Origin of the sequence: Cardiobacterium sp. Marseille-Q4385, from assembly GCF_916618745.1 — a bacterium.
Taxonomy (GTDB): domain Bacteria; phylum Pseudomonadota; class Gammaproteobacteria; order Cardiobacteriales; family Cardiobacteriaceae; genus Cardiobacterium.
The window spans coordinates 2,406,547-2,421,532 of record NZ_OU745373.1 but is presented as its reverse complement, the minus strand read 5'-3'; the positions used below and the strand labels follow the sequence as shown (position 1 = coordinate 2,421,532).

The following is a 14,986-nucleotide window of genomic DNA, read 5'->3' as shown; positions in this document are numbered from 1 at the left end:
CATCAAGCGTTTATCCAGATAACGAGACCAACATCCCATCATCCATGGAAGCACAAGCACCCGCTCAAATAAAAATCCGCCGGCTGCGCGGTGAAGACATCGCTGCCATGCGTGACATGCTGCATCTCTTCGGCCACGTATTTGAAGACATCCCGACCTACTGCGCCGCACAGCCGGATGACACCTATTTGCGCGCACTGCTCGCCAATGACACCTTCATTGCCCTCGCGGCCAGCGCTGGGAAAACGACCATTGGCGGCTTGACGGCCTACGTGTGGCGCAAATACGAACAGGCGCGCCAGGAAATCTACATCTATGACCTTGCCGTACATGAAAAATGGCGTCGCCGTGGCATCGCCAGCCAGTTGATAGAAAACATCAAAAGCATTGCCCAAAACATGGGTGCTTATAGCATCATCGTGCAGGCGCATCCCGAAGATCACGCCGCCGTAGCGCTATACCGCCAGTCAAGCAACCCCGAAAACATCTTGACTTTCGACATCGAAATCGCAAAAACCGCACCGCTGAAATGACCGACACCCCCCCAACCACAGCCTACCGCTGCGCCGTAATCGGCAACCCCATCGCCCATTCCCGCTCGCCGGACATCCACGCCGCCTTCGCGCAGGCGCGCGGCATCAACCTGCAATACGACCGCATCCTTGCCGAAGCAGAAAACTTTGCCGCCATCGTTGCCCAATTCTTTGCCGACGGCGGGCGCGGCCTCAACATCACCCTGCCCTACAAAGAAACCGCCTACCGCCTCTGCGAACAAACCAGCGCCGACGCGCGCCTCGCCGAAGCCGTCAACACCCTGTGGCAAGAAAACGGCAAACTCTGCGGCGACAACACCGACGGCCGCGGCTTGCGCCACGCCCTCGAACACAAGCACGCCTACCCGCTCGCCGGCAAACACATCCTCATCCTCGGCGCAGGTGGCGCAGCGCGCGGCGTCATCGCCCCCCTCTGCGCCGCCCGCCCGGCCAGCCTGCACATCGCCAACCGCACCGCCGCCAAAGCTGCTGCTATCATCGCCGCACAACAACCGCACACCACCGTGCCGCTCACAGCGGGCAGCCTCGAAGACCTCGCTGCCGCTCCCGCTTACGACCTCATCATCAACGCCACCTCGGCGGCGTTCAACAACACCGCCTTCACCCTGCCGGACAACATCGCACACCCGCAGACCCGCGCCTACGACATGACCTACGGCCGCGACACCCCCTTCCTCGACTGGGCGCGCAAACGCCACCTCACCGCCCACGACGGCAGCACCATGCTGCAAGCACAAGCCTGGCTCTCCTTCCAACAATGGTTCCCCACATGAATACCGACCTCATCAAAAACTACCACGATCCCGAACTCGACCTCGCTCCCTTCGCCGCTGCCGGGGCCATCCAGACGAACGACGACGGCAGCCTCACCCTCGCCCCCGGCTTTCCCGCGCAACAAGAAGAACCCCGCTGGCGCGACGCACTAGCCGCGCTCGGCATCGACACCGCCCGTATCCGCTTCGATTACCGCGTACGCGCTCACGCAAGCGGCATCAAAGCCCACCCGCAAATCAAAAACATCATCGCCGTCGCCTCCGGCAAAGGCGGCGTCGGCAAATCCACCCTCTCCGTCAACCTCGCCATCGCCCTGCACCAAATTGGTGCGCGCACCGGCCTGCTGGATGCCGACATCTACGGCCCCAGCCAGGCGCGAATGCTCGGCGGCGCGACCCGCCCGACCAGCGAAGACGGCAAAACCATGCAGCCCGTCAACCGCCACGGCATCCAGACCCTCTCCATCGGCGACCTCGTGGACGAAGACACCGCCATGATCTGGCGCGGCCCGATGATCAACCAGACCCTGCTGCAACTCTACCGCGAAACCCGCTGGCACAACCTCGACTACCTCATCATCGACCTGCCGCCCGGCACCGGCGACACCCAGCTTACCCTCGCCCAGCAAATCCCGGTCGCGGGTGCCGTCATCATCACCACCCCGCAGGACATCGCCCTGCTCGACGCCAAAAAAGCCAAAACCATGTTCGACAAAGTGAACATCCCCATCCTTGGTCTCGTCGAAAACATGAGCGTGTACATCTGCCCGAACTGCGGCCATGAAGCGCACATCTTCGGCAAAGACGGCGGCAAACTGCTCGCCGTCAGCCATCACATGCCCTACCTCGGTGACGTGCCGCTCGACATCCGCATCCGCGAAGAAACCGATAACGGCAACCCGACCACCGCCGCCGAACCGGATAGCGACATCGCCCGCCGCTACCGCCGCATCGCCCTGCGTACCATGGCGCAACTCGCCGCAAGAGAAAGCGCCGCGCAGACCTTCCCCAACATCGTCGTCGAAAAATAAACGGGACGTCACCCCTCACGCCCGGTGGGCCTCGGCCCATCGGGTGGACTAATCCGCCGCTATAAATCCGGCTTTATCCCGCTTGGCGACTTACCACGAGCTCGGCATTCATCCCGCTTGACGTGTGTCCAAAAACCAAAAAGCCGCACCAACAAGCCCCTCGCCCCGAGGGAGAGGGGTTGGGGAGAGGGTTAGACAAACTGCGCAGCAACAAAACCCTAGCTTTATCCCGCTTGGCGACTTACCACGAGCTCAGCATTCATCCCACTTGACGTGTGTCCAAAAACCAAAAAGCCGCACCAACAAGCCCCTCGCCCCGTGGGAGAGGGGTTGGGGAGAGGGTTAGACAAACTACGCGGCGACAAAACTTAGGTTTCATCCCGCTTGACGGCCGCCCAAGAGCCCAGCATCTATCCCGCTTGGCGCACCAGCAGTAAATACATGACGGATTTGCCGATTGCCATGATGAAGCTCCACTGCAAACTGTTTTCCCGCTAGCGGGGATTATCAAGCGCCGGGCGGCACGGTACGATGCCCTTTTCTTCTCACGGGGGCAGGCCGATGGACTCTCTTTCTTTTGCTTATCTGTGGCAGGCGGTGCTGGAACACCTGTGGCTGTCGGCGCTGTCGCTGGCGGCGGCGATTGTCATTGCCGTGCCGCTTGCCGTGTGGCTGGCCGAGAAGCGCCGCCCGGCCGAGCTGGTGTTGCAGGGCACCGGCGTGTTGCAGACGATTCCGTCGCTGGCCCTGCTGGGGTTGTTGATTCCGCTGGTCGGCATCGGCTCGCCGCCGGTCTTGATTGCGCTCACGCTTTACGCCCTGTTGCCGATTTTCCAGAACACCCTGCTGGGCCTGCGCCAGATTGACCCTGCCATCAAGGAAGCGCACACCGCCTTCGGCCTATCTCGCGCGCAGGCGCTGGCGCGGATTGAGCTGCCGATGGCGTTGCCGGCGATTATTTCCGGCATCCGCACCGCTGCCGTGCTGGTCATTGGCACGGCGACGCTGGCAGCGCTGATTGGCGCAGGCGGCCTGGGCAACCTGATTCTGCTTGGCATCGACCGCAACGACATGGTGCTGACCTTTACCGGCGCGGCGCTGGCCGCTGTGCTGGCGGTGCTGATGAGCGCGTTCTTCGCTTGGCTGCAAGCATCCCGCCACAAGGCGGCATTGCTGGGCGCGCTGCTCTTGGGGCTGGGCGCGGTCGGGCTGGCGCAATTCGCCGCCGCGCCAACGCGGCAGACGGTAGTGGTCGCGGGCAAAATGGGCAGCGAGCCTGAGCTGCTGATTCATATGTACAAGCTCTTGATTGAGCAGCACGATCCGCAGCTGCGCGTTGAGGTCAAGCCCAATTTCGGCAAGACGGCCTTCCTCTTCAACGCCCTGAAAAGCGGCGACATCGACATTTACCCCGAATTTACCGGCACGGTGCTGGAAACACTGGTGCAGATGCCGCCCAGCGAAAACAGCCGTGCATTAAGCCAGGACGAGACCTATCAACTGGGCGCGCGCCTGCTCAATGAACAATTCGGCCTGCGCCTGCTGCCGCCGATGGCTTACGAAAACACCTACGCCCTCGCCGTGCCGCAAACCTACGCCGCCGCGCACCGCTTACAACGCATATCTGATCTGGCGCGCGTGCAAAACAGCGTCCGCGCTGGCTTTACCCTGGAATTCATGAACCGGCAGGACGGCTACCTCGGCTTGCAGCGGCATGGCATCCGCTTCGCCCACGTCGTCAGCCTTGAACCGGCGCTACGCTACACCGCGCTGGACAGCGGCCAAATCGACCTGCTCGAAGCCTTCTCTACCGACAGCGAGCTGCGCCAATACCACCTCACCGTGTTGCAGGACGACATCGCCCTCTTCCCCCACTACCAGGGCGCGCCGCTGATGAAGGCGGCCTTCGCCGAAGCGCACCCTGGCATCGTGCAGGCGCTGAACGTGCTGGCCGGGCAGATCAGCGCGGAAGAAATGAGCGAACTGAACTACCGCGTCAAGGCGCAGGGCGAAAGCGCGGCAGCGGTCGCCAAAGAGTATTTGCAGCAAAAAGGCTGGTTAACACAGGGGAAATAGCATGAAAGCCATCGTTATCTACGAGCCCGGCGGCCCGGACAAGTTGATTTACCAAGACGTGCCGACGCCGCAGGTTAAAGAAGGCTGGTCGCTGGTCAAAGTCAAAGGCTTCGGCATCAACCATTCCGAAATCTTCACCCGCGAAGGGAAAAGCCCCAGCGTGCAGTTCCCGCGCATCCTCGGCATCGAGTGCGTTGGCGAAGTTGCAGAAAGCAGCACACCCGCCCTGCGGGCGGGACAGAAAGTTGTCTCCATCATGGGCGAGATGGGGCGGGCGTTCGACGGCAGCTATGCCGAATACGTCCTGCTGCCGAACGCACAGATTTACCCCATCGAAAGCGACCGCAACTGGGCGACCCTCGCCGCCATCCCCGAAACCTACTACACCGCCTTTGGCTCACTGCAACAACTGCGCATTGCGCCAGATGACCGCGTGCTGGTACGGGCGGCGGCCAGCGGTGTTGGCGTTGCCTTTGCCCTGCTGCTGAAAGCACGCCTGCCGCACATCACCCTGCACGGCGCCTGCCGCAAATTGGAGAAAGCGGAACGCCTTCGGGCGGTGGGCTTCGATGCCGTCATCGCTGACAGCAACGGCGTGCTGCAAACCGATGAGCGCTACGACAAAATCCTTGAACTGGTCGGCCCCGCCACCCTGCGCGACAGCCTGGCGCATATCAACGAAGGCGGCATCGTCTGCCAAACGGGGCAACTCGGCAACCAGTGGTACCTCAACGACTTCGACCCCATCGTCGAACTCAAGCACAACAGCTATCTCACCACCTTCCATTCCGCCTTGGTGTCGGGCGAACGGATGGCGGCACTGTTCCGCGACATTGACGCGCACAACGTGCCCGTTCCCATCGAACGCCGCTACACCCTCGAACAGGTGCCCGACGCGCACCGCTTCCTGCAAAGCGCGGGCAGCTTCGGCAAAGTCGTGGTGGTGAATGAATGAAGCACTACCAGAGCAAAGCGGAACTGACCGCCGCGATACAGACGGCGCTGGACAAATACCTCGCCGAATTTGCCGACATCCCCGAAGCAGCCAGGCACACCCGCGCGACGGACAGCGGCAAGACGCCCTCGGAACACCTCGCTTATCAACTGGGCTGGGTGACCGCCCTCCTGGACGGGGAGCGGCGCGAACGGCAGGGGCAGGTGTCGTTCAAGCTCGATTCGGGCGAGAAAAGCGGCAAAATCGTCGCCGAGTTGGAACACGCCTCGTTTGCGTACGGCAACAAACTGATTATGAACGATTTTTCCGCTGTGATTCAGCGCGGCGACAAAATCGGCCTGATTGGCGCGAACGGCATCGGCAAAACCACGTTTTTGAAGCTGATTTTGGGCGAACTCGCGCCCACCGGCGGCAAAATCCGCCTCGGCAGCAAGCAGGAAGTGGCGTATTTCGACCAATTCCGCAGCGCGCTGAACGAAAACGACACCGTGTTTTACACGCTCGGCCAGGGTAACGATTATGTGGAAATCGGCGGCAAAAAGCGGCACGTGATGGGCTATCTGGAAGACTTCCTGTTCCACCCCGCCCGCGCCCAGTCGCCCGTGTCGTCGCTTTCCGGCGGCGAACGCAACCGCCTGCTGCTGGCCAAACTATTCACCCGCCTCGCCAACATTTTGGTGCTGGACGAGCCGACCAACGATTTGGACATCGACACGCAGGAATTGCTGGAAGAGCTGTTGCGCGACTACGCCGGCACCGTGTTCCTCGTCAGCCACGACCGTATGTTTTTGGACAACGTGATTACGCAGAGCATTGTATTTGAAGGCGAAGGCCGTCTGAAAAAGACAAACCCAAGCCCAACCGCACGGCCAAGCTGTCGTACTAAGAACAGCGCGAACTCGACGCCCTGCCCGACGAAATCGCCGCGCTGGAAGCCGAACAGGCCGATTTGAACGCCCAGCTTTCCGACCCCGAAATCTTCAAAGACTACGAAAAAGCCGGCAGCCTGCAAGCGCGTGCGGAAAAAATCGAAACGCTGCTGCTGGAGAAATTGGAGCGGTGGGAAATGCTGGAAGCGAAGCAGAACGGGGGGTGATTTAGGTTTCAGGTAGCCTGAGAAGGCGTTTGGGAGGCTACCTGAAAAATACAAAGCAGCCTGCACCCAATCCCCTCTCCTGCGGAAAAGGTTCGGGAGAAAGCGAAGAGCTTGAAAATTTATGTAGAACAGTTTGAACCCGAACAGGCGGTGCGGTTTTCGATGGCGGATTATCGGGAACAGGATTGACTTGTGAATGTGCCGTTGTATGCTTGTTCTATTTAAACAAATCTAATCATAGATTCCATCTTATTTAAAAAAGGAAAAATGATGTGTAATGTAAATATCCCCAGAAAAGACAATTCAAATTTAGAATTAACTCTAAAAACTGGAAAAACAGCAATTATTATTGGCGCAAACGGTTCAGGCAAAACTCGGCTTGCTGTATATTTAGAAGAACAGTTAGGCGAAAAAGCGCATCGAATTGCGGCGCATAGAGCGTTAAACTTAAATCCTGATGTAAAAAAATCCCCGAATCAAAAGCTAAGAAATATTTAACTTATGGTGACGCATGGGATGATATATCAATTTATCATAGGGCAAGTCGAAGATGGGAGGGTAAAGCCCCTACTAGCCTGCTTAATGATTTTGACTATCTTCTCCAATATTTATTTGCTCAACAAAATAATCTTGCTGTTGAAAATCACCAAAAACGCAATCGTGGTGAAGAAATTACCAATAGCAAAACTAAATTAGACATTTTACAAGAAGTATGGGAACGATTGTTACCGCTTAAAAAATTACATATAACGTCAGATGATATAAGAGTATCTTCTATCGGTATTGAAAGTGCTGATTATTCTGCTTCAGAAATGAGCGATGGAGAGCGTGCTGTTTTTTATATTTTAGGGCAAGTACTTTCTGCTAATGAAGGTTCTATTTTAATTTTTGATGAACCAGAATTGCATATTCACAAATCAATCATTTCTAATTTATGGGATGAAATTGAAAAATTACGTCCTGATTGCTCTTTTTTGATGATTACGCATGATATTGAATTTGCAGCAACGAGAGTCGCGAAAAAATATGTGATTCGTAATTATTATTCTGATCCTGCTTGGGATATTTCAGAAATTCCAGATAGCGAGCTTGATGAGCAAACGATCACTTTGATTTTAGGTAGCAGAAAACCCATTTTATTTGTAGAGGGTGAAAAAACAAGTTTAGATATGGAAACCTATCGCCTTTGTTATCCTGAATGGACAGTTATACCTAAAGGATCTTGCAAAGATGTCATTCAGGCTGTTTCAGCATTACGAAAATTAAATAAAGGTATGCCTATATTAAATATAAAGTGTGCAGGGATTGTAGATAGAGATACGCGTGATAACTCTCAAATACAAAAGTTGGAAGGAGAAGGAATCAAAGTACTACTATATTCTGAAATTGAAAATATATTTAGCCTTCCCTCTGTGGCAAATGAAGTATTAAAAATAGAAGGTTTTGATGGTGATGACTTAATTAATAAAAAAGAAGAATTTAAAGGTAGATTACTTGACTATATAAAAAAAGAGTTATCTGATGATAAGTTTGAGAAGTTTATTGTTAAGAGAATCCATAGGCGAATTGATAATTATCTAAAAAATATCGATTTATCAAATACACAGAATAGCAATGAAATGAAAGATAAACTTACTTCAGAAGTGCTAACTTTAACAGATTCTAAAATCAATGAATGGATTTCTGAAATGAAAGATGAAATTCAAGGATATATTAATAATCAGGACATAGACAGATTACTATATATTTATGAAAATAAAGGTTTATTGAACGAAACAGCTTTAATATTAAAAAGTACTCGTAAACCTGATTTTGAAAACTGGTTAATGCGACAGCTGAAAGTACCCAACAGTAGCCTATTACAAGCTATTAAAGCCGTTTTACCTGAATTAAGTTAATAGTTTAAAAGTCGTCTGAAACTCAATATTTCAGACGGCCTTTCTACTTTCCTGATAAATCGAGCGGAAGACGATTTCGTTGATGTCCACTTTTCAGACTTGCTTATAGCGAACAACACTGTCAGGCATTCCAGCCCGACATTTTTTATCCTGATGATTAGCCTTCCCTAAAAAACCTTTTGCCATTTACAGCCTACTCAACCAAATCCCAGCCGCAATAATACGTTCATCCATCAACAGTAACGCAAAGAAAGATTATGTACATCATCGACAATGCCGCCAAACTGGTACTGACCGCCGAACAAACGGCTAAAATCGAACGCTTGGCGGAAGAAACCGGCGTAGATACGCGCGGCGGCTGGGAAGGCGAAGCATAAATCCGTTTTAACGCCGTTGAAGCTGCGCTTTCAGGTAGCCTGATAGGCCGTCTGAAAGGCTACCTGAAAATGCGGGAAAACAAAGCTACCCCCGCCCCAGAGTCATCACCGCGTGTTCGCGGAACACGCGCCATTTGCCGTCGTTGCCGATACGCAGCATCAAGGTAAACACGATTTCCTGCTCGCCCGTGCCGGAGCCCAAGTCCATGCGGCGGGTGGCGGTAACAAAACCTGTGCCGCCCTGCACTTCGGCGATATTGAAATGAATGGACGTGTTAATCGGCGGCGCGCCCGCATCGCGGCGTTCGCGGAAAAATGCCATGTTCTGTTCGTAGTCGAACGACAGCACATTGCCGTCCGGCTGGATAATAAAGATTTGCAAATCAGGCTCGTAACAGCCCGCCAATTCGTCCAAACGGTAATGGCAGCCTGCATCGCTCAAGGTGCGGACGGCGTTCATCAAATCTTGGTTCAAGGTCATTTCTTGCTCCTGTTGCGGTGTGAAAACAGGATTATCGGCGGTTTTTTATTGACGATAAATCCATCAATATACAAAACACTTCTGCTAAAATCACAACAATATCGTTATTTCAGGCAGCTTTCATGACTCTGCAAACCCATTCAGACGACCTCCGTTTTTTTGTTGCCGTGGTGGAAAACGGTGGCTTTACCCGCGCGGCGGCAGTGCTGGAAACCGACAATTCTGCCGTCAGCCGCAGTGTGAAGCGGCTGGAAGCCAAGCTCGGCGTTACTCTGCTCAACCGCACCACGCGACAAATCAGCACCACCGAAGAAGGCGCGCAGTATTTCCGCCGCGCCAAAAAGATTCTGGAAGACATGGCGCAGGCGGAAGCGGAAATCCGCGCGGCAAGCGGCGTGCCGCAGGGTTTGCTGCGTGTCGATGCCGCCACCGCGCTGGTGTTGAACCGCCTTGTGCCGCTCATCGGGGCGTTTTGCCGCCGTTATCCGCAGGTGGACGTGTCGCTGACCTCGTCTGAAAACCGCATCGACCTGATTGAACGCAGGGTCGATGTCGCCATCCGCGCGGGGCGGCTGGACGATTCGTCCCTGCGCGTGCGCCCCCTTTTCGACAGCTACCGCAAAGTGGTCGCCGCGCCCGATTATCTGGCGCAACACGGCATGCCGCAGAACCCTTCCGAATTGGAACGGCACTGCTGCCTGGGCTATTGCGAGCCGAGCGTGCTGAACGTGTGGGACATCGCCTGCGACGACGGACAGGCATACACCGCCCTCCCGAAACTCTGCGCCGACAGTTGCGAGACGGTCAAACGGCTCTGCCTGTCCGGGCAAGGTATCGCCAGCCTGCCCGATTTCACGGTGGACGCGGATTTGGCAGCAGGACGACTGACGGAACTCTTTCCCGACCGCCGACTTGCCGTGCCGACCCCGTTCAACGCTGTCTATTACGCAGGACGTGCCGTCAGCCCGAAAATCCGGGCATTTGTGGATTTTTTGGCGGAGGAATGGGGACCGGATACGGTGTTTGAAAATCGTCCAAATGCTACCTGAAACGCCAAAAGCAGCCTGCACTCGAATAAATTGAAACCCATCACCAAGCAACAAGGAGACCCCCATGAGCAAACACCACACCTACCGCACCACCGTGGAATGGACGGGCAATTTGGGTAAAGGCACTGCGTCCTACACCGCCTATTCACGCAATTACACCGTCAAAATCGCCGGCAAACCCGACCTGTTGGGCTCGTCAGACCCCGCCTTTCGCGGCGACAAAAACCGCCACAATCCCGAAGACATGCTGCTTGCGGCCATTTCCGCCTGCCACAAGCTCTGGTATCTGCACCTGTGCAGCGCCGCAGGTATTACCGTAACCGCCTACACCGATAACGCCGAAGCCGTGATGGACGAAGGCGACAGCACCCAGCCGGGCAGGTTTATCAAAGCCACCTTGCGGCCACAGGTAACTATCACCCAAGCGCAGCACATTGAACAAGCTAAAGCCCTGCACCACGAAGCCCATCGTTTGTGTTTCATTGCCAATTCTTTGAATTTTGAAGTGGAATGCGAATGTGAGATTGCCGTTAAATAGGATGTAGCAGAAGGAGTTCCGATGAAAATTGCCATTACAGGTTCAAGCGGCCACATCGGCGGCATGGTCGCCCGCCACCTCAGCGCACGCGGTTTGCCGCTGATTTTGCCGCTGCGCAACCCCGCCAAAGCACCCGATCTGCCCGCTAGCGAAGCACGCCCCTTTACCTACGGCGATTTCGAACTGGCCCGGCAGGCGTTAAGCGGCGTGGATGTGCTCTTTATGGTGTCCGCCGCCGAAAGCCCAACACGCGAGCAGGAGCACCTGACTCTGGTACGCGCGGCAGCAGCGGCGGGTGTGCAGCATTTGGTGTATCTGTCCTTCGCTGGTGCCAGCGCCAGCAGCACTTTCACCTTGGCGCGCACCCACGCCGCGACCGAAGCTGCCATCCAGCAAACTGCCATGCGCTACACCTTCCTGCGCGACAACTTCTACAGCGAAATGATAGCGACGATTGCCAACGCCGACGGCATCATCGCCGGCCCTGCGGGCGATGGCCGCGTTGCCTGCGTCTCGCAGCAGGATGTAGCGCAAGCGGCGGCCAACATCCTCACCGCCACCGCTTCTGGCGACGACCGCCACCACAATCGCAGCTACACCCTCACCGGCAGCGAAGCGCTGACCTTCACCGATGTCGCCGTCATTCTCAGCGACGTCACCGGCAAACCGCACCGCTACCACAACCAAACCCTTCGTGAGGCCTATGCCAGCCGCGAGCGCGACTACTCCGACACGCCCGCCTGGCAAATCGAAGCGTGGGTATCCACCTACACCGCGATCGCGGGCGGCGAACTCGCCACTGTTTCAGACGACCTGCCGCAACTATTGGGTCGCGCACCACGCCGTTTTGCCGAAGTCGTGAGCGATATTTATGCAGCCTGAACACATCCCGCTGATCAAATTCAAAAACGTCAGCAAACGCTACGACAATCATACCGCCGTGAGCGGACTGAACCTCACCATTTATCAAGGCGAGTTTTTCGTGTTGGTGGGCGGTTCGGGCAGCGGCAAATCCACCACCTTGCGCATGATTAACGCGCTCACCGAGCCGACCGACGGCAACGTGTACTTCAACGGTCGGCGCATCAAGGACTACGACATCCGCCCGCTACGCCACCGCATTGGCTACGTGCTGCAACAAATCGCCCTCTTCCCCACCATGACCGTTGCGCAGAACATCGAATTGATGCCCGACATCCTCGGCTGGGACAAGGCGCAACGCAAAGCGCGCGCCAGCGAACTGCTCGAACTCGTCGGCCTCTCGCCCGCGCAATACCAAAACCGCTATCCGCACGAACTCTCCGGCGGCGAGCAACAGCGCGTCGGCATCCTGCGCGCCATTGCCGCCAAACCCGACATCCTGCTGATGGACGAACCCTTTTCCGCTCTCGACCCGCTCGCTCGCGTCTCCCTGCAAGAAGCCGTGTCGTTGATCCATAAAAAACTCGGCACCACCATCGTTTTCGTCACCCACGACATGGCGGAAGCGCTGAAACTCGCCTGCCGCATCGGCGTGATGCACCAGGGGCGGCTGGTGCAAGTCGCAACACCGCAGGACATCCAGAATCATCCGGCAGATGACTATGTGCGCTCACTCTTTAGCGCGACGCAGACGAACGACAACGCTGCCAGCGTTATCGCCATGATTGAGCAGTTAAGCAGCGCCGAACGGGCAAAAATACGGGCTTACTGCGCCCGGCAAGCGGGATAAATACGAGGCGCGTTAGAGCTGCTTATAGATAGAGGGATATCAAGCCGTCCAACTACACATGCCGCGGTATATCTCTGCATCTTCTTCACTAAAACAGCAGAAAATTACGGTTTCAATAGACGGGCATTGCGGCAGGGTATCGCGCACGGTATTTAGCGCGATGGTTGCCGCTTCTTTTGCCGGATAGCCGTAGATGCCGGTACTGATACAGGGAAAGGCGATGCTGCGCACGTGGTGTGCTGCGGCAAGACGCAGGGAATTGGCGTAAGCTGCGGCAAGGCGTGCTGCTTCGTGACGTCCGCCGCCGTGCCAAACGGGGCCGACGGTGTGGATGATGTAGCGGGCAGGCAGGCGGCAACCGGCGGTGATTTTTGCTTCGCCCGTCGCGCAGCCACCGAGCCCACGGCATTCTTCGAGCAATTCCGGACCAGCGGCGCGATGGATGGCTCCATCCACGCCGCCACCACCGAGCAGGGTTTCGTTGGCGGCATTGACGATGGCATCCACATGCAGGGTGGTGATGTCAGCGACGATGATGGTGATATTGTGGTGGGTGTTGTTCATGGATTCTCCTATTAGACCAGTCCCGGAAATCATCCGGATGTATTGGCGTGTCTCGTCCGTTACGATTTTTAGATATTTAATATATAAAAAGGATGCCTAAGCATCCTTTTTATTGTGCGTTAAGTGAACCAACGCCTCATCCTGTCTCTACATACCAATCCTGAAAATAATCCGGGAGTGTTGGTGTACCTCGCCGAGCACCCATACAAATCGCGCAGCCATTTGTATGGGAAAGCCGCGTCGTACTACCTGTGCTGTTTTCGCTGCGCTGCCTTCTCAGCTTTATTCCCGGGATCCGTATCAGCGACCAAATCCGGCCGGGATTTTCTGCGCTTCTGTTTTATCCGCAGGTTTTGTTTCCGTCTTCCCGGTGTTTTTATTAGTGGCATTATCCGCAGTCTTTGCAGCCTGTGTTGTGGGGGCACTATCCGCCGCTTGTCCTTCCGCAGGCGGCACAGCGTTGTCGGGTAGCTGGGTTTCCGGGGCAATGGTGGCTTGCAGGATAGCCATGGTTTTCAGCACGTTCAGCGCTTCGTAGAGGGCGAAATCCTGTTTGGCGAGATCAGGATTTTGCGGATTTTGAGCGGTCGTCTGTCCGGTGGGGTTGACGAGATGGTTAGGCAGCGAGCTTTCCCGCTCGCTAATGTCTTCGTTTTCTGCCGGTTGCACGCGTAGCGGGGTGAGGATGACTTGCGGGGTGATGCCTTTTGCCTGGATGGAATTGCCGGACGGGGTGTAGTAGTGCGCGGTGGTAAGTTTGACGGCCCCGCCGTGGTAGAGCGGGATGACGGTCTGCACGCTGCCTTTACCGAAGGTCGGCTGGCCAACGATGACGGCGCGACGCTGATCTTGCAGGGCACCGGCGACGATTTCCGAGCCGGATGCCGAGCCCTCGTCCACCAAGACAACGATGGGTAGTCCTGCGAGAATGTCACCATCACTGGCGAGGTATTGTTCTTCCTGGTCGGGATCACGGCCGCGCACGTAGAGGATGGGACCGTTATTGAGGAAAAGATCAGCGGTGGCTACGGCGCTGTCGAGGTAGCCGCCGGGGTTGTTGCGCAGATCGATGATAGCGCCGCGCAGCGTGTGTTTGACGCGCAGCGCCGCGACTTCTTTTTCCAGCGCTTCGGTGGTGTCATCCTGGAATTGGCTGATACGCAGGTAGGCGTATTCGTCGTTCAGTATGCGCGAGCTGACGCTGCTGGTGGCGATGATTTCGCGCAGCAGGCTGTATTCGATAATGCTATCGCCACGCTGCACGATGATTTTGACTTCGGTGCCCGCCTCGCCGTTGAGCAGTTTGGCAGTTTCATTCAGGGTGAGATCAGCGACGTTTTGTCCGTTTACCTGAGCAATGATGTCGCCGCTCTGGATACCGGCACGGGCGGCAGGTGAGCCTTCGATGGCCGAAACGACGCGCATTGAACCCGCCTTGATGTCGAGAACAACACCGATGCCGGCGTACTGACCGTCGCTCTGCTGCTCAAAGTCCTGGTATTCCTTGTCATTCATATAGACCGAGTGCGGGTCGAGGCGGACGAGCATTCCGCGTATAGCTTTTTCCATCAGCGCTTCGTTGCTGATGGTTTCGATGTAGTTGCCTTTCACGGTATCGAAGACATCAACAAAGGTTTTCAGCGCTTCAAAGGGGATCTCATCATCGGGCTTGCTGCTGTCGAGCGAGGTGAGGGTGAGGTCAAATGCGTTACCGTTGTTCGGGTTGGGATTGGCCGTTACCGGGGTATTTTGCGCGAAGGTAGATGCGGACAATAAAACAGCGGCCAGCGGAAGATAACGGAACATAGTGCGGCAGTTCGGAAAAAATGGGCGGTCAGCATAGCAGCGTCGCCCCTAAATGTCATGGCAGTATAATCTGCACG

At 55.9% G+C, this 14,986-nt stretch carries 14 protein-coding genes and 2 pseudogenes; 13 read left to right on the top strand and 3 right to left on the bottom strand.

Features of this window, described 5'->3' with window-relative positions; all coding sequences use genetic code 11:
- Window positions 1–44: 44 nt before the first annotated feature.
- The 9 genes and pseudogenes from LG374_RS11540 (at window position 45) to LG374_RS11500 (ending at window position 8,383) form a co-directional block, all read left to right on the top strand.
- Window positions 45–533, top strand: a complete 489-nt coding sequence (locus LG374_RS11540) for a GNAT family N-acetyltransferase (protein ID WP_225757837.1) — start codon at window positions 45–47, stop codon at window positions 531–533.
- On the top strand, window positions 530–1,327 hold the full coding sequence (gene aroE / locus LG374_RS11535) for a shikimate dehydrogenase (RefSeq protein WP_225757836.1): 798 nt from the start codon (window positions 530–532) through the stop codon (window positions 1,325–1,327). Before LG374_RS11540 ends, aroE begins: the two co-directional genes overlap by 4 nt.
- Window positions 1,324–2,358 (top strand): iron-sulfur cluster carrier protein ApbC, encoded by a 1,035-nt coding sequence (apbC, locus tag LG374_RS11530; protein WP_225757835.1) that lies wholly within the window; start codon window positions 1,324–1,326, stop codon window positions 2,356–2,358. The genes aroE and apbC overlap by 4 nt, the downstream gene beginning before the upstream one ends.
- Before the next feature lie 561 nt (window positions 2,359–2,919).
- Window positions 2,920–4,434: an ABC transporter permease/substrate-binding protein gene (locus LG374_RS11525; protein WP_225757834.1), complete on the top strand. Its 1,515-nt coding sequence runs from the start codon at window positions 2,920–2,922 to the stop codon at window positions 4,432–4,434.
- A 1-nt stretch (window position 4,435) separates the two neighbouring features.
- Entirely contained in the window at window positions 4,436–5,389 is a 954-nt protein-coding gene (locus tag LG374_RS11520) for a zinc-binding dehydrogenase (protein WP_225757833.1), read from the top strand.
- A 14-nt stretch (window positions 5,390–5,403) separates the two neighbouring features.
- Window positions 5,404–6,485 (top strand): annotated as a pseudogene (locus LG374_RS11515) (ATP-binding cassette domain-containing protein); the annotation flags it as partial.
- Between the two features lie 93 nt (window positions 6,486–6,578).
- A pseudogene (locus LG374_RS12555) lies at window positions 6,579–6,674 on the top strand (DUF4143 domain-containing protein); the annotation flags it as partial.
- 81 nt (window positions 6,675–6,755) lie between these two features.
- Entirely contained in the window at window positions 6,756–6,983 is a 228-nt protein-coding gene (locus LG374_RS11505) for an ATP-binding cassette domain-containing protein (RefSeq protein WP_225757831.1), read from the top strand.
- Between the two features lie 224 nt (window positions 6,984–7,207).
- Window positions 7,208–8,383: an AAA family ATPase gene (locus tag LG374_RS11500; RefSeq protein WP_225757830.1), complete on the top strand. Its 1,176-nt coding sequence runs from the start codon at window positions 7,208–7,210 to the stop codon at window positions 8,381–8,383.
- 462 nt (window positions 8,384–8,845) lie between these two features.
- Here the strand turns inward: LG374_RS11500 and LG374_RS11495 are convergent, their stop codons facing one another.
- Window positions 8,846–9,241, bottom strand: a complete 396-nt coding sequence (locus LG374_RS11495; RefSeq protein WP_225757829.1) for a hypothetical protein — start codon at window positions 9,239–9,241, stop codon at window positions 8,846–8,848.
- A gap of 128 nt (window positions 9,242–9,369) precedes the next feature.
- Between LG374_RS11495 and LG374_RS11490 the strand changes: the two genes are divergently transcribed.
- From LG374_RS11490 to LG374_RS11475, 4 genes are all read left to right on the top strand, one after another.
- Window positions 9,370–10,290, top strand: a complete 921-nt coding sequence (locus tag LG374_RS11490; protein WP_370639347.1) for a LysR substrate-binding domain-containing protein — start codon at window positions 9,370–9,372, stop codon at window positions 10,288–10,290.
- Between the two features lie 64 nt (window positions 10,291–10,354).
- Window positions 10,355–10,828: an OsmC family protein gene (locus LG374_RS11485; protein WP_225757827.1), complete on the top strand. Its 474-nt coding sequence runs from the start codon at window positions 10,355–10,357 to the stop codon at window positions 10,826–10,828.
- Window positions 10,829–10,849: 21 nt separating this feature from the next.
- The gene (locus LG374_RS11480) at window positions 10,850–11,710 is read left to right on the top strand and encodes an SDR family oxidoreductase (RefSeq protein ID WP_225757826.1); all 861 of its coding nucleotides are present in this window, start codon (window positions 10,850–10,852) and stop codon (window positions 11,708–11,710) included.
- Window positions 11,700–12,539 carry an ABC transporter ATP-binding protein gene (locus tag LG374_RS11475; protein WP_225757825.1) on the top strand — a complete coding sequence of 280 codons (840 nt, stop codon included), beginning with the start codon at window positions 11,700–11,702 and terminating at the stop codon, window positions 12,537–12,539. Before LG374_RS11480 ends, LG374_RS11475 begins: the two co-directional genes overlap by 11 nt.
- Before the next feature lie 39 nt (window positions 12,540–12,578).
- Here LG374_RS11475 and LG374_RS11470 read toward each other — a convergent pair whose 3' ends face one another.
- Together LG374_RS11470 and LG374_RS11465 are read right to left on the bottom strand one after the other, a co-directional pair.
- Window positions 12,579–13,103: an O-acetyl-ADP-ribose deacetylase gene (locus LG374_RS11470; RefSeq protein ID WP_225757824.1), complete on the bottom strand. Its 525-nt coding sequence runs from the start codon at window positions 13,101–13,103 to the stop codon at window positions 12,579–12,581.
- Between the two features lie 300 nt (window positions 13,104–13,403).
- Window positions 13,404–14,909: a S41 family peptidase gene (locus tag LG374_RS11465; protein ID WP_225757823.1), complete on the bottom strand. Its 1,506-nt coding sequence runs from the start codon at window positions 14,907–14,909 to the stop codon at window positions 13,404–13,406.
- Between the last annotated feature and the right edge of the window lie 77 nt (window positions 14,910–14,986).